The following is a 19,053-nucleotide window of genomic DNA, read 5'->3' as shown; positions in this document are numbered from 1 at the left end:
AAAGGGGAGCGCGCATGACAGCACCGAAGTACAACACCGCCCTGATCGTTGGCGTCGGCGAAGGACTCAGCGCCTCGCTGGCGCGGCTGTTTGCGCGCGAAGGGATCAAGGTCGCGCTGGCCGCGCGCAAGATCGAGAAGCTCGGCGAGCTCTGCACCCAAACCGGCGCCAAGGCGTTTGCCTGCGACGCGACCAATGCCGACGACGTCGAGCGGTTGTTTGGCCTCGTCGAGCGCGAGCTCGCCACGCCCGACATCGTCGTCTACAACGCCAGCGGACGCAGCCGCGGCGCCTTCGTCGATCTGGTGCCGGCGGAAGTCGCCAATGCGATTAGCGTCAGCGCGTTCGGCGGCTTCCTGGTGGCGCAACAGGCGGCAAGACGCATGCTGCCGAACAAGCACGGCGCCATCCTGTTCACCGGCGCTTCCGCCAGCGTGAAGGGCTATGCGCAGTCCGCACCGTTTGCGATGGGCAAGTTCGCGCTACGCGGCCTCGCGCAGAGCATGGCGCGCGAGCTGTCGCCGCAGGGCATTCATATCGGGCATTTCGTGATCGACGGCGGCATCCGCAGCGCGGCGCGGACGGAAGCTCCGGACCGGCCGGACTCGATGCTCGATCCCGATGCGATTGCGGAAAACTACTGGCACGTGCTGCAACAGCCGCGCAGCGCCTGGACCTGGGAAATCGAGCTTCGGCCATGGGTGGAGAAGTTTTGACGCTCTTGCGCCGTCGTTGCGAGCGAAGCGAAGCAATCCAGCTTTGCCGCAGCAAAGAAAGCTGGATTGCTTCGTCGCTGCGCTCCTCGCAATGACGAGAAGATGATGCCGTAGGGTGGGCAAAGCGACAGCGTGCCCACCTTCAAGAGCACGGACGGGAATGGTGGGCACGGCGCTGCCGCGCCATGGCCCACCCTACGAAATCAACAACCACCCACAACCGGGGGAAACATGAGCACCGAGATCACCATCGACACCGGCACCAATGAACTGCTGTGCGCGATACGCGACCGCGTCGCGACAATCACGCTGAACCGGCCGGAGGCGCGCAACTCGCTCTCCGACGAACTGACCCCCGCGCTGCGCAGCATGATCAAGGCCTGCGGCGAGAACCCCGAAGTCGGTGCTCTCCTGCTCACCGGCGCCGGCAAGGCGTTCTGCTCCGGCGGCAACGTCAAGGGCATGGGCGCGCATCGCGACAAGAAGCGGCAGGAAATGTCGGACGCCGACAAGATCGCCGACCTGCAGGAGCGGCAGCGCCTGCTGACCGGGGCGCTGGTCTCGGTCCGCAAGCCCACCATCGCGGCGCTGCCCGGCCCGGCGGTCGGCGCGGGGCTAGCCATCGCCATGGCCTGCGATATCCGCATCATGGCGCAGTCGGCATTCCTCTCCACCGGATACCTGAATGTCGCGCTGTCCGGCGACTACGGCATCGCCTGGCTGCTGACGCGCCTGGTCGGAACCTCGCGCGCCAGGGAACTGATGTTCACCGCCGAGCGCGTGACAGCCGCGCGCTGCGAGCAGATCGGCCTCGTCAACCGCGTCGTGCCGGACGAGAAGCTGGCCGAGGAAGCCCTTGCGCTCGCCAAAGCCATGGCCGAGGGCCCGACCATCGCGCTGCGCTACATGAAGGACAACCTCGACGAAGCGCTGATGTTCGATTTCGCCACCGCGCGCGACCACGAGGCCGAACGCATGATCAGGTCCCAGAAGACCGCCGACCACCGCGAGGCGGTGCAGGCCTTCATCGACAAGCGCAAGCCGGTGTTTGCGGGGAAGTGAGTCGGAAAGAAAATGGGCCCGGTCCTGTTGCCGCAGGAGCCGGGCCCAGTCATCAACCCGCGATCGCTGCGGGGGAGGCGCGGGGAGCAGGCAAGTCTTTACGCCGCCTTCGCGAGCCGCCAGCTCGCACAGGGGATATCCTGCGGCGCGACGTTGATCTCCTTGGCGAAGCGCACCAGCTTCCAGTCGCCGGGGCTGTTGCCGAACACGTAAGCAGACTTCCGCGCCAGCGCGATCATCGCATCGTTGGAGCGCAGCGTGTCGCCGAACAGTGTGGATGCGCCGAAGGCCGCGGCGCGGCATTCCAGGTTCTTCAGGAGCGCAGCACCGATGCCGTGGCCCTGCCAGCGGTCATCGATCGACAAGCCGAACTCGAAGCTGGAGGTCTCGACGTCGAAAGCATAGCGCGCCTCGCCGACAATGGTTTCGTGTCCATCGACCTGCATGGTGGCGACCACGCTGAACTGGTCGGCCTCGCCGACTTGGATGTAGCGGTCGAGCAGGCCCGGCGGCAACTGGCTGATCGCGCCGAAGAAGCGGTTGTAGCGCGAGCGTGCGGACAGCCCCCGGAAATAGTTCTGCACCCCTTCCGCATCGCGCGGCTCGACGAAGCGCACGGTGACGGCTTCGCCATGCCGCGAACGCAGCGCATCGGAATGCTGGCGGAGGTCTTCGAGACGCAGGGCGGTCATGGCACGCTCCGGGATTTACGAAGAAGCCCGGCGCCCCTGTATGCAGGCGGCGCCGGGTTAGCGGCGGCTCATCAAGCCCGCCAGAACGGCTTGTCGACTTCGTAGGCGACGTCGGCGAGGGACACGCCGATGTCGTGGAGGTCCCGTTCGGACCACTTGGAAAGCTCGCGCCGCATGGCGTAGCGCTGGTGCCAGACATGGAGGGTCTCGGCCAGCTGCGACAAAAGGCTCGGTCCATGATGATTTATCATCGATTCATGGGTAAAAACGGACATTTTCGGCTCCTATTTCTAATCGGTTGGCGCTAATATCTGCGCGTTTCGGCACTGCCGCAAACGACACTTTGTACCGCTTCGGATGATATAAACTCATGAATTGGACTGGCGGCAGATGGCAGCACGGCTCCCCTCCCTGAACGGCCTGCGGGCGTTCGAAGCGGCCGCAAGGCACATGAGCTTCACGCTGGCCGCATCCGAGCTGAACGTGACGCAGACCGCGATCAGCCATCAGATCCGGCGGCTGGAGGAGGAGCTCGGCGTGCGCCTGTTCGTCCGGCAGAACCGCACGCTGTCGCTGACGCCGGAAGCGAAGGAATATCTCCCCGGCATCCGCGCCGCTTTCAACGATCTGCGCCTCGCCACCGATCGCCTGCTGCGCAGGGACGACGGCAACGTGCTGACGGTCTCGACGCTGGCCTCGCTCGCCGCGAAATGGCTGTTGCCCCGCATCTCCGACTTCCAGGAGAAGCATCCCGGCATCGACGTGCGCATCACGACCTCGATGGCGCTGGTCGATTTCAGGCGCGACGGCGTCGATGCCGCGATCCGCTACGGCCGCGGCCAGTGGCCGGGAGTGCGAGCCGACTGGCTGATGGCCGACAGAATGTTTCCGGTGTGCAGCCCTGAGCTCCTGAAGGGCAAGAAGCCGCTGAGGAAGCCGGAGGACCTCGCCGACCACGTGCTGCTGCATTCCTCTGCGGGCAACGACGACGACTGGCGGCTGTGGCTGACGGCGGCCGGCCTGCCGCCCGACCTTTCCCGGCAACCGGGCGTCACCTTCGACATGGTGTTCATGACGATCCAGGCCGCGATCGACGGGCTCGGCGTCGCCATGGGCCGCACGTCCTACGTGCAGGACGACATCGCCAAGGGCCGCCTGGTCGTGCCCTTCGAGATCGAGCTGCCGGTCGATGCCGGCTTCTATCTGGTCTCGCCGGAAGCCAGGGCCGACTCGCCAAAGCTGTCCGCGTTTCGCAACTGGCTGATGGAGGCGGTCAAGGCCAAGCCCGAGCCATTGGCCGAAACGACGCTGCCCATGCGACGGCTGCAGTTGTGATTGTCGGGCAAAATTGGCAAACAAGTTTCGATGGTGGATCTCTCCCGCAAATTCGATGTGCTCGTCATCGGCGGCGGCAATGCGGCATTGTGCGCTGCAATCAGCGCACGCCGCGCCGGCGCCTCGGTGCTGGTGCTGGAAGGCGCGCCAAAATTCTATCGCGGCGGCAACACCCGCCACACCCGCAACATGCGCTGCGCCCATGATGCGGCGACCGAGATCCTGACCGGCCCCTATACCGAGCAGGAATTCTGGGACGACCTCTTGCGGATCACCGGGGGCCAGACCGACGAAGAGCTCGCCAAATTCATGATCCGTGAGTCCAAGGACATCCTGGGCTGGATCGTCGAGCAGGGCGTGCGCTGGCAGCCCTCGCTCGGCGGCACGCTGAGCCTCGGCCGCACCAACTCCTTCTTCCTCGGCGGCGGCCGCGCCATGCTGAATGCGCTGTATCTCACCGCCGAAAAACTCGGCGTCGAAATTCTCTACGATGCGGAAGTCACCGACCTCCGGATCGAGGACGGCATGTTCCTGTCGGCCAGGCTGAAGCAGCCGGCGAACGGCGCGAGCGACATCCGCGCCACGGCGCTGGTTGCCGCCGCCGGCGGCTTCGAGGCCAACATCGAGTGGCTGAAGCAATATTGGGGCGAGGCCGCCGACAATTTCCTCATTCGCGGCACGCCCTATAACCGCGGGTCGATCCTGAAGATGCTGCTGGCGAAAGGCGTGCAGGAGGTCGGCGATCCCACGCAATGCCATGCGGTGGCGATCGACGCCCGCGCGCCGAAATTCGACGGCGGCATCATCACCCGTCATGACTCGGTGGTGTTCGGCATCGTCGTCAACAAGCACGCAAGACGCTTCTACGACGAAGGCGAGGACATCTGGCCCAAGCGCTATGCCATCTGGGGCCGGTTGGTCGCGGCTCAGCCCGACCAGATCGCCTGGATCGTGTTCGACGCCAGCGTGCGCCACAGCTTCATGCCGACGCTGTTCCCGCCGATCGAAGGCGCCGATATTGCCGAGCTTGCAACGAAGCTGACGCTCGATCCGGCCGCGCTGCAAAAGACCATTGCGGAATTCAACGCGGCGGTGCGGACCGGCACCTTCGACCACACCATCCTCGACGATTGCCGCACCGAAGGGCTGACCCCACCGAAGACGCACTGGGCGCGCAGGATCGAGACGGCGCCCTATTTTGCCTATCCGGTGCGGCCCGGCATCACCTTCACCTATCTCGGCACCCGCGTGAACCGGGAGGCGCGCATGCTGATGCAGGACGGCAAGCCGTCCGCCAACATGTTCGCCGCCGGCGAGATCATGGCGGGTAACGTGCTGGGCAAGGGCTATGCCGCCGGCATCGGCATGACCATCGGCAGCGTGTTCGGCCGCGTGGCGGGGCGGGAAGCGGCGCGACATGCACGGAACTAGGATTCTCGACGAGGCCGACCGCCTGATGACGGTCTGCAATTCCTGCCGCTACTGCGAGGGGCTGTGCGCGGTCTTCCCGGCCATGGAACTGCGACGCGCGTTCTCCGACGGCGACCTCAATTATTTCGCCAATCTCTGCCATGCCTGCGGCGCCTGCTACACCGATTGCCAGTTCTCGCCGCCGCACGAGTTCAACGTCAATGTGCCGCAGACGCTGGCGATTGCGCGCGCGGAGTCGTATGCCGCCTATGCCTGGCCGCGGGCCTTTGCCGGGATGTTCGCCCGCAACGGGCTCGTCATCGGCCTGATATCGGCGCTCAGCGTAGCCGCCTTCATCTTCGGCTTTGTCGCCTGGCACGACAGGCAGATCTTGTTCGGCGTGCACACCGGTCCCGGCGCCTTCTACAGACTGATGCCGCACAACGCGATGGCGGCGCTGTTCGGCGCCGTGTTCCTCTATGCCATCGTCGCGCTGATCATGGGCGTGCGCGCTTTCTGGCGCGACATCGGCGAGCCCGTCGGCATGAAGGGCGATGCCGGCTCGCTGTGGCAGGCGATCCGGGACGCTGCGAGCCTGCGCTATCTCGACGGCGGCGGCGTCGGCTGCTTCAACGAGGACGACCGCCCGACCGACCGCCGCCGGCTGTACCATCACTTCACCTTCTACGGCTTCCTGCTGTGCTTCGTCTCGACATCAGTCGCGACGCTCTATCACTACCTGCTGGCGCGCGAGGCGCCCTATCCGTGGTGGGATGCGCCGGTCGTGCTCGGTACCCTCGGCGGCATCGGCCTCCTGATCGGGCCGGTCGGGCTGCTGACTGAGCGATGGAAGCGCGATGCCGTGCTGGTTGATGAGCAGCGCATGGGAATGGATGCCGCCTTCATCGTGATGCTGTTCCTCACCAGCCTGACCGGCATGGCGCTCTTGATCCTGCGCGAGACCTCGGCGATGGGTCCACTGCTGGCGCTGCATCTCGGCGTCGTCTTCGCGCTGTTCCTGACGATGCCATACGGAAAATTCGTCCACGGCGTCTACCGCTTCGTCGCCCTGGTGCGTTATGCGCGCGAGCGGCGGATGATGAGGCGAGTTGGAAATGGCGGGACTGAGTAACTGTCATTCCGGAGCGATGCGCAGCATCGAACTATGGAGCAGACTTGAGCTCCTGAGAACCTCGAGATTCCGGGTTTGGCTCTGCGAGCCTCCCGGAATCAGGACGAATTTACTCATCAATGAAGCGATGCAATGAAGGAGATCTATGATTCTATCACCACGTAATCCCTTCGCGTCGATCGGCCCGGCGACGGCATCCTCTTGGCCATGTTGACGCTGAGTTCACTATGAGCAAGATAAACCTTTAGTTGCGGAAGGTTTGCTCGGCGATGGCAGCGGCAGATGACTCAGAAGGCTGGAATACTAATTGGCTCGATTCTCATCGCACTGCTTGCAGTTGTTACTGCAACAGGGATAGCGCTTTTCATCATCGCTAGCAGGATGCCAGCTCACACGGATGAGCAGCGCGCAACCGAACTAACACTGCAGTATCTTGAGAAATACTCGGAACGGAGTCCCGAGGAACGGGAAAAAGCGAAAGACCAAATTGTCCCGCTACGTACTTCCAAGTGGCAGCTACATACTGCAGGGCTTTCTATGAGCCTGCTCGGGTCAAGCTTGCTCTTCGGCATGCTCTTCTTCAAACTGTGGGACATACGAAAGCTGCGTAGCGCAACAACGCCTCAGACGCGCCCGACGCTTCTCGCGATAGCCGGTGCAGCATGGCTCGCGCTCTTGCCTGCATTTGCATTGAGGATCGGGGACGAGCTCGCTCAAGACGATCTTACGCCGACGATGGATTCCGGTGTTGGCAGCTTCATGTCCTTCCTTCCGCCGTTCCTCGTAACCACACTGATCGTACTGATGGTATTGGGCCGTTACGTCATCCTCCGAAACGCTCGGCTCCCGGCTAATTTGTGGATTTGGAATACGGGACAACCATACCGTAGTCTGATCTGGACGATATTCTATGGCCTGCTCGCTTCCATTCTGATTGTGCTGGTGGTCATGGCAGCCTGGGGGGCCCCATGGGGCCTGCCGAGTTTGATGGTCGCCCTGTATGTTGTTCTTTCCACCCGAGCGGCAGTCGTCAGCGGCGGATATCCCAGTGCCGGTGACACAAACTACAAATCCACCACCACGTAATCGCTCTCCACCGACACGGCGATGGTCTCCGCGACATACGGCCCCTTCACCACTGCCGCGCCGGGCTCAACGGTCGCCGGATACGCCCGCGCGCGGAAGCGTCGTGGATCGCAGTAGGACTGTCCGGTGCGGATGTCGAATTCCCAGCCGTGCCAGGGACAACGGATGATCTCGCCGAGTTTGGTGTATTCGATCTCGCCGGGCGTCGAAGATTGCGCCAACCCAATCAGCGGGCCCTCGCATAGCGCTGCGCCCTGATGCGGGCAGCGGTTCAAGAGGCCGAAATATTCGCCCTTGATGTTGAACACCGCGATCGGCCGGCCGTCGATTTCGAGAAATTTTCGCGTCCCCGGCGGCAGTTCGTCGACCGCCGCCACCACATGTCGCGCCATCAAGCCTTATCCTTGCGCATGATCTGATTCGAAAAACCGGTTCCCACTTTTTCGGATCATGCGACCCCATAAACCTTCCGCGCGTTGTCGAGATAGAACGCCTGCTTGTTGGCTTCGCTGACGCCAGCCGGCAGCACGCGCGACGGCTCGTCATAGTCCCAGTGCGGATAGTCGGTGGCGAACAGCAGCTTGTCCCAGCCGATCCATTCGATGCACTGGAACAGGTGCTCGCGCCGTTCCGGATCCTCCATCGGCTGCGTCGTCCACCAGATGTGGTCCCTGATATATTCCGACGGCTTGCGCTTCAAATACGGCACCTCGCTGCGCAGCTTGTCGAACACCTTGTCCAGCCGCCAGGCCAGCGATGGCGCCCAGCCGAAGCCGGCTTCCACCATCACCATGTTCAGCTTGGGAAAGCGCTCGAACACGCCTTCCAGCACGAGGCTGGCCAGCGCCGTCTGCTGGCACTGCGAATGCCCGACCATCTCCTCGATGTAGTAGCTCGGCCAGCCCGAGGCCGTGATCGGATTGCCGCCGAAGCCGAAGGCGTGCACGCCGATCGGAAGCCCGGCCTCTTCCGCCGCCTCGTAGATCGGCCAGTAGCGGCGCTGCCCGAGTGGCTCGACGTTGCGGCTGAGCAGCAGCACCTGCACGAAATTTTCGTCGCCGGCGCGCCTGCGGATTTCCCTGGCCGCCGTCACGCCGTCCTCGTTGGCGACGACGACGGAAGCCTTCAGCCGCTTGTCCTTGCTGGTCCACTTCTCGATCTGCCAGTCGTTGATGGCGCTGGCGAGCGCCGCGGCGAGATAGTGATTGCGCACGCCCTGCCCGGTGGCGCCGAGCGGGTTGAGCACGCCGAGCACGACATTGTTGGGATCGAGGTGCTGCTTCTGCATGAAGGACAGCGAGGATCCCTGCGGCCCGCCCTCCGGCGGATATGCATCGCGGCGCGACGCGTTGGGCTGCGCCTTCGGATAGGGCGGGCCCTCCATCATGCCCTGATAGGCATGCACGCCATAGGTTTCCAGATGCGCGTGCCAGCGTTTCGCGAGCCAGGGATACAACTCGTCCTTGGTTGCGCGCGCCGGATGGATGTCGCAATCGGCGATCGCGGTCTTGACGGAGGCAACAGACTCCGACTCGGGACGGTCGCGCAACTGGATGTTCATCGCGTCATCTCCGTTGTAACGCTCTGACTGAGGCGCCGGTAAGTCGCCACCGGATTATCGACCATGATCTTGCGCACGAGATCAGGAGACAGCCCTTTCGGCAGCACCTCGTCGCCGTCGAACTGCCAATGCGGATAGTCGGTCGAGAATAGGATCAAATCGTCCGACTGCATATGGTCGAACAGGCGGTTCAGGACTTCCGGCTCCGGCGGCGCGTCCACCGGCTGCAACGAAAAGCGGATGTTGCTGCGCACAATTTCCAGCGGCGCGCGGTCCACCCACGGGGTTTCCATGCGCACGCCGCGCCAGAACTTGTGCAGCCGCCACAGGAAGGCCGGCAGCCAGGTGAAGCCGGATTCCAGCATCACCATTTTCAGGTTCGGGTGCCTGGCGAACACGCCCTCGACGATCAGGCTGGTCAGCTGAGTCTGGAAGGCCTGCGCCTGCGCGACATAATCCTCGATGTGATAGGAGCCCCAGCCGACCGAGGTCGGCGGATTGTGATAGGCGCTGCCGGCGTGGATGCCGACTGCGAGGCCATGCTTCTCGGCCGCGGCATAGATCGGCCACAGCGCGCGCTTGCCGAGCGGCACGTCGCCCATCACGAGCATCAGCACCTGCACGAAGCGCTTGTCGGCCGCGCAGCGCTCGATCTCGGCCACGGATTTTTCCACGCTCTGCGTCGGGATCACGATCGAGCCGCGCAGCCGCGCGTCCTTGTCCAGCCATTCCTTCACGAGCCAGTCATTGAGCGCGCGGCAGAATGCATCCTGCATGTCCTCGGAGAACACCATCTGCACGCCATAGAGCGGATTGCAGATGCCAAAGGCGACGCCGAAGCGATCCAGCGCCTGGCGTTTCATGTCGTCATAGCTGGAGCCGGGCTTGCCTTGCGCCGGCCGCCAGTCCGGCCGCGCCGAGATCGGCGAGTTGCCCGGATAGGATTGCGAGACGAGATCCACCATGCCGCGCGTCGTCACCTGATCGCGCCAGTAGTCGCTCATGTAGGGGAGCAGGCTGGTCAGATGCGGCACGGCCGGATGCAGGTCGCAATCCACGCCGCCCGGGACCGGTGACGTCATGTCGTTTCCTCCGCGCCGGCGTCGCCTCGCCGTCTCTCGCCGCCGCATTCAAGCAGGCCCGCCCCGCCCCCGCAACTCGGCAAGCCATGCATTCCCGTGCTAGGGATTTGAAGGGTGAAGCGGAGCTGACGAGCGTGATCCCGGAAAGTGGGAACCGGTTTTCGGAAAAGATCACGCTCAAACAAGAGGCCACTGTATGAAGGAACTGATCGATGTCGCCGAGCAGATCGCGGCAAAACTGATCGCGCGCAAGGAGACCATTGCGGTTGCGGAGTCCTCGACCGGCGGGCTGATCTCGGCCGCGCTGTTGTCCGTGCCCGGCGCATCCGCCTATTTCCTCGGCGGCGCCGTGGTCTACACGCGCGATGCCCGGCGGCTGTTGATGGAGATTTCCGACGCCGAGATGAAGGGGCTGCGCTCGGCGTCGGAGCCCTACGCACAGCTGCTGGCCAGGCAAATGCGCGGGCGCTTTGCCACCACCTGGGGCCTCTCCGAAACCGGCGCCACCGGCCCGACCGGCAACCGCTATGGCGACGCCGCCGGCCATTGCTGCATGGCGATCGCCGGCCCGGTGGAGAAGGCGATCACGCTGGAGACGGGGAGCGGCGACCGGCAAGGCAACATGCGCGTGTTTGCGAAGACGGCGTTGGGATTGTTGCTGCAGCACATCTGACTGTCGTCCCGGGCAAGCGAGCAACGCGAGCGCCGACCCGGGGACCCATAACCACAGGAAGTGGTTTTGCGATGGCTGGAGCTCCGACCGGTTCTAACAACACGATCCTGTGGTTATAGGTCCCGGCCTTCGCCGGGACGACACCTGTTGTGGGATGACAGCTGTGGCAAACCCGCCAGCTCACCGCCCCCGGAACGAGCGCATCAGCTGATCGCTGAACGGCTTCAGGAAGTAGGACAGCATGGTGCGGTCGCCGGTCTGCACGAAGGCTTCCACCGGCATGCCCGGCACCAGCTTGACCTCGCCGAGACGGGCGATCTCGTCCGCCGACAGCGAAATTCGGATGGTGTAGAAGCTCTGCCCGCTGCGCTGGTCGGCGGTGACGTCGGCTGAGATGCGGCTGACCTTGCCGTTCAGCTCCGGCGTGGTGCGCTGGTTGAAGGCGGAGAAGCGCAGCACGGTGTTATGGCCGATCTGCAGCTTGTCGATGTCCTGCGGGTTGACCTTGGCCTCGACCGACAGGTCGTCGGCGCGCGGCACGATCATCATGATGGCGTCGCCCGCGGTGATGACGCCGCCGACGGTGTGCACCGTGGACTGCAGCACCACGCCGTCCTGCGGGGCGCGGATGTCGATGCGGCGCAGCTGGTCCTCGGCGGTGACCTTGCGCTCGATGAACTCGCCGATCTTGTCGGTGGTCTCGCGCAGGTCCTTGGAAACCTCGCTGACCACGTCCTTGTCGATCTGGATGATCTGCAGCTCCGTCTCGGTGATCTTGCCCCTGGCTTGGGCGCGCGCAGCGATGTATTGCGCACGTTCGCCATTGAGCCGCGCCGAATCGCGTTCCAGCTGCGTCAGGCGCGAAATCTGGATCAGCCGCTGCTCGTAGAGCTGGCGCACGCCGACCAGCTCCTTCTCGACCAGCGCGATCTCCTTGTCCTTGGCCCTTTCCTGCGCGGAGAGGCCCTCGATTTCCTCGTTGAGCTGGGTGACGCGCTCGCGCAGCTGCGCCTTCTGTCCGGCCCGGCCGTTGACGCGGACCTCGAACAGCTTCGTCTCGCTCGCCATCACGTCGCGCGCATCGCCCTCACCTGCGCGCTCCAGCAGCGCCCCCGGAAACCTGATGGCCTCGGCCCCGCGCTGCTCGGCCTCCAGCCGCGCCTGCCGCGCCCACAGGCCGTACAGCGTCTTGTTGACGATGGCGAGGTTGGCGCGCACGACGGTCTCGTCGAGCCGCACCACGATGTCGCCGGCCCTCACCGTGTCGCCGTCGCGCACGCGCACCTCGCCGACCACGCCGCCGGTCGGGTGCTGCACCTTCTTGACGTTGGATTCGACCACCACCTGTCCCGGCGCGATCAACGCGCCCGAGATCGGCACGGTGGCGCCCCAGCCGCCGATGCCGCCGGCGAGCAGCAGCACCACGGCGAGCCCTGCGACGAGATGCCTGCGGATCGAGCGTTGCGCCTTCTTCAGCTCCTCGCTGCTCATGATTTCGCAACTCCGCCTTCGGACACCACCTTGATCGGCGCCGGCGCCGGCACGCGCTGCAGCACCTGGCCGAGCACCTGCTCCTTGGGACCGAACGCCTGCTGGCGGCCGTCCTTCAGCACCAGCAGCTGATCGACGCCCTCGATGCCCACCGGCCGATGCGCGACGATGACGACGACGGCGCCGCGCTCGCGCGCCGCGCGCACCGCGCGGGTCAGTGCCTCGTCGCCCTCGGCGTCGAGATTGGAGTTCGGCTCGTCCAGCACGATCAGGAAGGGATCGCCGTACAGCGCCCGCGCCAGCGCGACGCGCTGCGCCTGCCCTGCCGAGAGCGCGCCGCCCTGCTCGCCGATCTGGGTGTCGTAGCCGTCGCGCATCTTGATGATCATCTCGTGCACGCCGGCTTCCTTGGCCGCCGCAATGATCGTGTCCGACTTCGCCTCCGGGTCGAAACGGGAAATGTTCTGGGCGATCGTGCCGGCGAACAGTTCGACGTCCTGCGGCAGGTAGCCGACGTGCCGGCCGAGCACGTCCGACGACCACTGGTCGAGCGCGGCGCCGTCGAGCCTCACCTTGCCGCGCGCCGGCTGCCAGACGCCGACCAGCGCGCGCACCAGCGAAGATTTGCCGGAGCCGGAGGGGCCGATGATGCCGAGTCCGTGGCCGGCCTCGATCGCGACATTGACGTCCTGCACGATGACGCGCTGCTCGCCCGGCGGAACGATGGCGACGCCCTCGACGGTGAGCTTCTTCTCCGGCGGATGCAGCAGGGTCTGGGTCTGTGGCGCCGGCAGTTTCTCCAGGAGATTGCTCAGCCGCCGCCAGCTCTGCCGCGCGGCAACGAACCCCTTCCAGTGCGCGATGGCAAGATCGACCGGCGCGAGCGCGCGTGCCGACAGGATCGAGCCCGCGATGATGATGCCGGCGGTGGCTTCCTGGTAGATGACGAGATAGGCGCCGACCGCGAGCACCGCCGACTGCAGCATCATGCGCAGCACCTTCGCGATGGCGCCGAGGCTGCCGGTGACGTCGCTGGCACGCTGGTTGCCGGCGATGTATTCCTCGTTGGTCTCGCTCCAGCGCCTGGTGAGGCGGCCGGACATGCCCATCGCGACCAGCACTTCGGCGTTACGGCGAGTCGTCGCGGCAAGATCGTTGCGCCGGGCCGCCAGCGTCATCGCGTCCTTGGCGGGCTGGCGCGACATGAACTCGGTGATCAGGGTGAGCGCCACGAGGATAACGGCGCCGATCAGCGCGGTGACGCCGAGCAGCCAGTGGAACAGGAAACAGATCGCGAGGTAGAACGGCAGCCACGGCAGGTCGAAGAACGCGCCCGGCCCCATGCTGCCGAGGAAGGAGCGGACATTGTCGAGGTCGCGCAGCGGCTGCAGGCCTTCGTTGCGGGTGCCGACCATGAGCGGCAGCCGCACAACCGTCTCGAACACGCGCTCGTTCATCGCCTCGTCGAGCGAGGTGCCGATGCGGCCGAGCACGCGGCCGCGCAGCATGTCCAGCACGCCCTGCGCGGCATAGAGGAAACCCGCCAGGACCACGAGGCCGACCAGGGTCGGCACGCTGCGGCTCGGCAGCACGCGGTCATAGACCTCGAGCATGAAGATCGACCCGGTCAGATAGAGCAGGTTGATCATGCAGCTCATGATGCCGACGCCGATAAAGGCATTGCGGCAGGTGCGCAGTGCATCACCGAGCTCGGAGCGCCGGACGCCGGGAGCGGCTGCCATCAAGTATGATCTCTGTGAAAAGGGGTCGCGATTCCCTTTACTCTTACCGGTGTTTGTCCCGAGCGTCCATTTATGGGGCCATTAACTGTAAACGATCTGGCAAGGCCGCAGCCGCCAACCGGCGAAAAGCCGCCCGAATCCGCCGAATCCGGCGGTTTGCCGAGCCCGGCCATCGTTCGGGACGGGGCCGCCCGGCGTACGCGAACCGTCCCTTGCCGCGCTACAGCCTCCCGCCGGTTCGCACCAGCCGGACGATCAGCAGCAGGATGATCGCGCCGATCGCGGACTGGATGATTTCGGCGACCAGGCCGGTGCCGAGTCGGATGCCGAGCTTGGGAAACAGATAGTTCGCCACCAGCGCGCCGGCGATGCCGACCAGGATGTCGCCGATGATGCCGAAGCCGGTGCCTCGCACGATCTTGCCGGCGAGCCAGCCCGCGACCAGGCCGACGAACAGGATGACCAGAATGCCTTCGTTGGAAAGCTGCATCGACCCCCCCCCCCGTCCTTCCCCAGCGCGCAATCTATCCGCAATCACTGAACGCAACGACCCGATTCTGGTTCCATCGCGAAACTTTCGCACGCCAACCGAGTTACCAATACATGACAAAGCCCGATACCTGGTACGTCGCGTTCAGCCCGGACAAGAGCAGCGACCTCGACGACGGCACGGCGCGATCGACCCGGACATTCAAGTCGGAGATCGACGCAAAGCTGTTCGCCATGCAGATCCTGGCGAAGGGCTGGACCGCGAGCGCCGGCACGCTCAGTCCCTATCAGCCCAAGCGGGTGGTCGCGGCCTCGCAGATCGAGCGCTGGGCCGATCCCGCGCACCGATAGCGCGAAGAGATTGGGTTGAACCCGTGCGGCATCGGGAAACACCTCTCCCTTTCGGCCGCGCCGGGGAGAGGTGAACCGAATCATCTCACCATCGCTCACCGCAATCCGGGCACCCTCCGGTGGAAATCGGTGGCGCGCTGGAATGCGGCGCCGATCCTCAGGATCGTCGCTTCATCGAAGGAACGGCCGATCAGCTGCATGCCGACCGGCAGGCCCGATCCGGTAAAGCCCGCCGGAATCGCCAGCGACGGCAATCCGAGATAGTTGACCGGCCGGGTGAACCGCGTGATCCGCTGGATCACAGCTTCCGCTTCCATGCTGTTGCCGACGTCGCTCTCGGCGATGGTCGGCGCCGCCATCGGCGCGACCGGCGCGATCACGGCGTCGGTGCCTGCAACCGCGGCGAGCCAGGCGGCCAGCGCCGGACCGCGCCAGCGCATCGTCTCCAGATAGCCGACGGCCGGGATCGCAAGCCCGTTCTGCAACCGCATCAAGACCTGCGGGCTGTAGTCCTGCGGCCGCTCGATCATCCAGCGCTTGTGCAGGCTCGCGGCTTCGGTCGCCAGCACGATCTGGCAGGCTGCGGAAAGCTGGCGCTGGTCCGGCAAGTCGACCTTGACGATCTCGGCGCCCTCGCTTCGCAGCACGGCGACCGTCTCGTCGAGGACGCGCGCCACGTCGGCATCGAGGTCGTCGACGTACCAGGCCGACGGCAGGCCGATCTTCAGTCCCCTGACCGGCTGCCTCGTCGCCGCCAGATAATCAGGCACCTGCGAGGTCGAAGCGGTCGGATCTTCCGGGTCGGCGCCGGCCATCAGTCCCGTCAGCAACGCGCAGTCCTCGGCCGTCCGCGCCAGCGGCCCGACCGTGTCGAGCGACCATGACAGCGGCATCGCGCCGGCACGGCTGACGCGGCCGACGCTGGTCTTCAAGCCCGTGACGCCGCAGAAATGCGCGGGCATGCGGATCGAGCCGCCGGTATCCGATCCCAGCGCCGCAAAGGTCAGGCGCGCCGCCACCGCCGAGCCCGAGCCCGACGAAGAGCCGCCGGTGATGCGATCGGTGTTCCAGGGATTGCGCACCGCGCCGTAATGCGGGTTGTGGCCGGTCGGCCCGAAGGCGAACTCCACCATCTGCAGCGAACCGAGCCGCACCGCACCCGCATCCTTCAACCGCCGCACCGCAGTGGCCGTCGTCGTCGCCACGAAATCCCGGCGGATCTTCGAGCCGCAGGTGACGACCTTGCCCGCCTCGTAATACATGTCCTTGTGCGCCAGCGGCACGCCGTGCAACGCGCCCCTGGGGCCACCCGTCGCCAGCGCGGCGTCCGCGCTGTCCGCCGCCTGCAGCGCCTCGTCGGCTTCGATCGCCATGAAGGCGTTGAGCTTCGAATTCAGTCTGGCGACGCGCTCGAGGCAGGAAGCCGTCGCCTCGCGCGAGGACAGGCGCTTTTCGGCGATCGCCCTGGCGACCTCCGTCAGCGACATCAAGGCCGGTGTGGTGCTCATTTCGCCACCTTCGGCGCATGCATGAGCAGGAAGGTCGCAGGCTCGAGATCGAACGGCAGCGTGCCGGCGATCGGTGCAAATCCTTCGAAGGCCGGCCCGATCGAATTGGCGATGCGTGCGGCAACCTCGTTGTCGACGGGCACGCCGGCGACGTCGGCCATCGCCTTGATCTCCTTCGCGCTCGGTCTCGTCATGCCGTGTTCGCTCCCCTCTTGGCGGCCGGTGTGGCGTGCCGCTTCTTGCGCATAGTAGCGAAAGCGGAGAATTTTGGCGTGGCTTTTGCGCAGAGCGGCTGCGAAAACGGAGACGTTGCGAAGGCGACCTTGCGCCGCGGAAACCCGCGATCGACCCGTTCTCCACACCCCGAATGTCATCGCCGGGCTTGACCCAATCCATCTCCTCCGCAAGACTCTCTTGAAGTGATGGATGCGCGGGTCAAGCCCGCGCATGACGCTCTGCGTCACTTCGTCAGCAGCGCGTAGGCGCCGTTCCAGTCGGCCGGCGGGGGCGCCTCGATGTAGTTGCGGATGCGGGCCTCATAGAGCCGGTGCAGCGAGGCCAAGGCATCGCCGTCGTCGCTCTTGCGGCCGCGCTCGATGGCGGCGAGCGCGCCGTCCCAGTCGCGGTTGCGGTAGCAGGCCAGCATCTCGATGGTGAGGTTGCGCAGGCGCTGGAAGCGGCCGGACTGCGCGACGTCCTCGCGGCCGGCGATGGCGTAAATCACCTCCGGCTCCTTCTTGCCCTTCACCATGATGAAGTCGAGCTCGAGGATGGCGAACCTTTCCTTCACCGCCATCGCGGTCCTGGAGCCGACGATGATCGGAAAGCCGTATTCCTTGCTCTGGCCTTCCAGGCGCGAGGCGAGATTGACGCTGTCGCCGAACACCGAATAGTCGAAGCGCACGTCGGACCCCATGTTGCCGACCACGCAGGTTCCCGTGTTGAGGCCGACGCCGATATTGAGCGGAATGTAGACGGAGCCGCTTTCCTTCGCCTCCTCCTCGCGCTCCCGGTTGAGCTCGTCGCAGCGCTCCAGCATGTCGAGCGCCGCCTCGCAGGCGTTGACCTGGTGCTCCTTGTCTTCCAGCGGCGCGTTCCAGAACGCCATGATGGCGTCGCCCATGTATTTGTCGATGGTGCCCTTGCGGTTGAGGATCGCGTTGGTCAGCGGGGTGAGGAAGCGGTTCATCAGGGCGGTGAGGCCCTGCGGGTCGCTCTTGAAGGTCTCGGAGATCGAGGTGAAGCCGCGCATGTCCGAGAACATGATGGTCATCTCGCGCTCCTCGCCGCCGAGCACGAGCCGTTCCGGCGACTGCGCCAGCTGCTCGACCAGCGCCGGCGACAAATACTGGCCGAAGGCGGAGCGGATCTGCCGCCGCTGCGACTGCTCGCGCACGAAGCTGGCGAAGATCAGGGTGGCATAGATCGCCGTGGTCGACATCAGGGGATAGGTGAAATCGACCAGCAGCTTGTGCTGGCTGTAGAAGAACCAGGACGTGCCGATCAGGACGGTTGCGAACAGCGCGCCGACGCCGACCAGCGTGACGGGGCCGAAGTTCGGCGCGAAGGCGATCACCAGGAGGCCGAGGATCAGCGCGCCGAAGAATTCGAGCGCGATGCCGAAATTCGGCTGCCAGACCACCGCACCGGTCAGCGCGCTCTCCAGCACCTGGGCGTGGATCTCGACGCCGGGCATGGCGGGAGAGACCGGCGTGGTCTTGATGTCGTTGAGGCCGATCGAGGACGTGCCGACCAGCACCAGCTTGCCGGCGATCCGCTCCTGCGGCACGCGGCCGTCCATCACGTCGACGGCGGAGACGTAGATGGAGGGATCGCGGCGGGCATAGTGCACCCAGAGCTGGCCGTTGGCGTCGGTCGGAATCGAAAAGCCCTTGACGGCGACGTTCTGGATGCCGGCCCTGTCGGCCTTGATCAGGATGGTGGAGGAGCCGGAGGCGACACGCAGCATCTCGAAGGTAAGCGAGGGCATGGTGATGCCCTGCGCCATCATGACCATCGGCACCCGGCGCACGATGCCGTCGCGCTCGGGACGGATGGTGAAGAGCCCGCGGCCGGCAGCGGCCTGCTCCAGCACCTCGACGTTGCGCAGCAGGCCGGGAAATTTGAACATGAAGGGCTGCGGCTCCTCGCCGAGCATCGCAAGCCCCGTCACCGGCAGGTTCTTGTCCACCGCATGCACGTTGGGGCCGCCGGACTCGCCGAGCACCACGCGCGAGGCGCGGATCGCGTCGGCGAAGATCTGGTCGTTGCTCGGCAGCGCGCGCAGCTTCTCGCGCGTCACCTCGTCGAGGTTGCGGAAGGTGTCGGCGGCGATGTCGGGATTGAGCCGGTCGGGCTCGGAGAACACGGCGTCGAAGGCGATCACGACCGCGCCGAGCCTGGTCAGGTTGGCGACCATGTCGGCGATCCGGGTGCGCGGCCACGGCCATTGCCCGAGCCTCGGATCGGAAAGGCTCTTCTCGTCGATATCGACGATGGCGACCGGACGGATGGTCTTCACCCGCGGCTCGATCAGCTGGAAATTGTCCCAGGTGCGGACCCGCATCTCCTGGATCGGATGAGGGTCCCAGACCCTGAGCGCGGCGAAGCCGACCAGCAGCACGAGGCAGACCAGCCGGGCATACCCGAACTTCCGCTTGAACCAACGCCGCAGGGCTTTCAGCCGTCTCATGGTGTCGATTGTTCGCTCACCCGGCCCCATC

19 protein-coding genes are annotated in these 19,053 nt (G+C 65.3%); 8 read left to right on the top strand and 11 right to left on the bottom strand.

The annotated features are described in order from the left end of the window. The first annotated feature begins 14 nt into the window (after positions 1–14). Together ACT4OC_RS03510 and ACT4OC_RS03505 are read left to right on the top strand one after the other, a co-directional pair. Entirely contained in the window at positions 15–716 is a 702-nt protein-coding gene (locus tag ACT4OC_RS03510) for an SDR family NAD(P)-dependent oxidoreductase (protein WP_444837619.1), read from the top strand. A gap of 231 nt (positions 717–947) precedes the next feature. Next, entirely contained in the window at positions 948–1,778 is an 831-nt protein-coding gene (locus ACT4OC_RS03505; RefSeq protein ID WP_444837618.1) for an enoyl-CoA hydratase, read from the top strand. A 98-nt stretch (positions 1,779–1,876) separates the two neighbouring features. On the opposite strand, the gene ACT4OC_RS03500 is transcribed toward ACT4OC_RS03505, so the two are convergent. Together ACT4OC_RS03500 and ACT4OC_RS03495 are read right to left on the bottom strand one after the other, a co-directional pair. After that, positions 1,877–2,470 (bottom strand): GNAT family N-acetyltransferase, encoded by a 594-nt coding sequence (locus tag ACT4OC_RS03500; RefSeq protein WP_444837617.1) that lies wholly within the window; start codon positions 2,468–2,470, stop codon positions 1,877–1,879. A gap of 71 nt (positions 2,471–2,541) precedes the next feature. Then, on the bottom strand, positions 2,542–2,745 hold the full coding sequence (locus tag ACT4OC_RS03495; RefSeq protein WP_444837616.1) for a DUF1127 domain-containing protein: 204 nt from the start codon (positions 2,743–2,745) through the stop codon (positions 2,542–2,544). Between the two features lie 115 nt (positions 2,746–2,860). Here ACT4OC_RS03495 and ACT4OC_RS03490 point away from each other — a divergent pair, with 115 nt between their 5' ends. The 4 genes from ACT4OC_RS03490 (at position 2,861) to ACT4OC_RS03475 (ending at position 7,433) form a co-directional block, all read left to right on the top strand. After that, entirely contained in the window at positions 2,861–3,805 is a 945-nt protein-coding gene (locus ACT4OC_RS03490) for a transcriptional regulator GcvA (protein ID WP_444837615.1), read from the top strand. 30 nt (positions 3,806–3,835) lie between these two features. Then, positions 3,836–5,236, top strand: a complete 1,401-nt coding sequence (gene tcuA, locus ACT4OC_RS03485) for an FAD-dependent tricarballylate dehydrogenase TcuA (protein WP_444837614.1) — start codon at positions 3,836–3,838, stop codon at positions 5,234–5,236. Next, positions 5,223–6,347, top strand: a complete 1,125-nt coding sequence (tcuB, locus tag ACT4OC_RS03480) for a tricarballylate utilization 4Fe-4S protein TcuB (RefSeq protein ID WP_444837613.1) — start codon at positions 5,223–5,225, stop codon at positions 6,345–6,347. The genes tcuA and tcuB overlap by 14 nt, the downstream gene beginning before the upstream one ends. Before the next feature lie 282 nt (positions 6,348–6,629). Then, complete coding sequence (locus ACT4OC_RS03475; protein WP_444837612.1) at positions 6,630–7,433, top strand: hypothetical protein; 804 nt, start codon at positions 6,630–6,632, stop codon at positions 7,431–7,433. Here ACT4OC_RS03475 and ACT4OC_RS03470 read toward each other — a convergent pair. The 3 genes from ACT4OC_RS03470 to ACT4OC_RS03460 are packed head-to-tail and all read right to left on the bottom strand — an operon-like array spanning position 7,412 to position 10,076. Beyond that, the gene (locus ACT4OC_RS03470) at positions 7,412–7,825 is read right to left on the bottom strand and encodes a Rieske (2Fe-2S) protein (protein ID WP_444837611.1); all 414 of its coding nucleotides are present in this window, start codon (positions 7,823–7,825) and stop codon (positions 7,412–7,414) included. The two genes, ACT4OC_RS03475 and ACT4OC_RS03470, sit on opposite strands and share 22 nt — an antisense overlap. Before the next feature lie 56 nt (positions 7,826–7,881). Then, positions 7,882–8,994: an amidohydrolase family protein gene (locus ACT4OC_RS03465; RefSeq protein WP_444837610.1), complete on the bottom strand. Its 1,113-nt coding sequence runs from the start codon at positions 8,992–8,994 to the stop codon at positions 7,882–7,884. Beyond that, a complete protein-coding gene (locus tag ACT4OC_RS03460; protein WP_444837609.1) occupies positions 8,991–10,076 on the bottom strand; it encodes an amidohydrolase family protein in 1,086 nt (361 codons plus the stop codon). The genes ACT4OC_RS03465 and ACT4OC_RS03460 overlap by 4 nt, the downstream gene beginning before the upstream one ends. Positions 10,077–10,272: 196 nt before the next feature. On the opposite strand from ACT4OC_RS03460, the gene ACT4OC_RS03455 reads away from it, so the two are divergent. Further along, the gene (locus ACT4OC_RS03455; protein WP_444837608.1) at positions 10,273–10,749 is read left to right on the top strand and encodes a CinA family protein; all 477 of its coding nucleotides are present in this window, start codon (positions 10,273–10,275) and stop codon (positions 10,747–10,749) included. A 180-nt stretch (positions 10,750–10,929) separates the two neighbouring features. On the opposite strand, the gene ACT4OC_RS03450 is transcribed toward ACT4OC_RS03455, so the two are convergent. The 3 genes from ACT4OC_RS03450 to ACT4OC_RS03440 form a co-directional block, all read right to left on the bottom strand. Beyond that, positions 10,930–12,240 (bottom strand): HlyD family type I secretion periplasmic adaptor subunit, encoded by a 1,311-nt coding sequence (locus ACT4OC_RS03450; protein WP_444837607.1) that lies wholly within the window; start codon positions 12,238–12,240, stop codon positions 10,930–10,932. Continuing rightward, positions 12,237–13,982 carry a type I secretion system permease/ATPase gene (locus ACT4OC_RS03445; protein ID WP_444837606.1) on the bottom strand — a complete coding sequence of 582 codons (1,746 nt, stop codon included), beginning with the start codon at positions 13,980–13,982 and terminating at the stop codon, positions 12,237–12,239. Before ACT4OC_RS03445 ends, ACT4OC_RS03450 begins: the two co-directional genes overlap by 4 nt. A 220-nt stretch (positions 13,983–14,202) precedes the next feature. Further along, positions 14,203–14,472, bottom strand: a complete 270-nt coding sequence (locus ACT4OC_RS03440; protein WP_444837605.1) for a GlsB/YeaQ/YmgE family stress response membrane protein — start codon at positions 14,470–14,472, stop codon at positions 14,203–14,205. 113 nt (positions 14,473–14,585) lie between these two features. On the opposite strand from ACT4OC_RS03440, the gene ACT4OC_RS03435 reads away from it, so the two are divergent. Beyond that, the gene (locus ACT4OC_RS03435; protein ID WP_444837604.1) at positions 14,586–14,822 is read left to right on the top strand and encodes a hypothetical protein; all 237 of its coding nucleotides are present in this window, start codon (positions 14,586–14,588) and stop codon (positions 14,820–14,822) included. Positions 14,823–14,917: 95 nt separating this feature from the next. On the opposite strand, the gene ACT4OC_RS03430 is transcribed toward ACT4OC_RS03435, so the two are convergent. The 3 genes from ACT4OC_RS03430 to ACT4OC_RS03420 form a co-directional block, all read right to left on the bottom strand. Beyond that, a complete protein-coding gene (locus ACT4OC_RS03430) occupies positions 14,918–16,330 on the bottom strand; it encodes an amidase (protein ID WP_444837603.1) in 1,413 nt (470 codons plus the stop codon). Next, on the bottom strand, positions 16,327–16,524 hold the full coding sequence (locus ACT4OC_RS03425) for a hypothetical protein (RefSeq protein WP_444837602.1): 198 nt from the start codon (positions 16,522–16,524) through the stop codon (positions 16,327–16,329). The genes ACT4OC_RS03430 and ACT4OC_RS03425 overlap by 4 nt, the downstream gene beginning before the upstream one ends. Positions 16,525–16,790: 266 nt before the next feature. Then, positions 16,791–19,022 carry a CHASE2 domain-containing protein gene (locus ACT4OC_RS03420; protein WP_444837601.1) on the bottom strand — a complete coding sequence of 744 codons (2,232 nt, stop codon included), beginning with the start codon at positions 19,020–19,022 and terminating at the stop codon, positions 16,791–16,793. Positions 19,023–19,053 lie beyond the last annotated feature (31 nt).

The organism is Bradyrhizobium sp. (assembly GCF_052389815.1).
Classification (GTDB): domain Bacteria; phylum Pseudomonadota; class Alphaproteobacteria; order Rhizobiales; family Xanthobacteraceae; genus Bradyrhizobium.
Note: the sequence above shows the minus strand (reverse complement) of the source record. Positions and strands in the feature narration are given on the sequence as shown.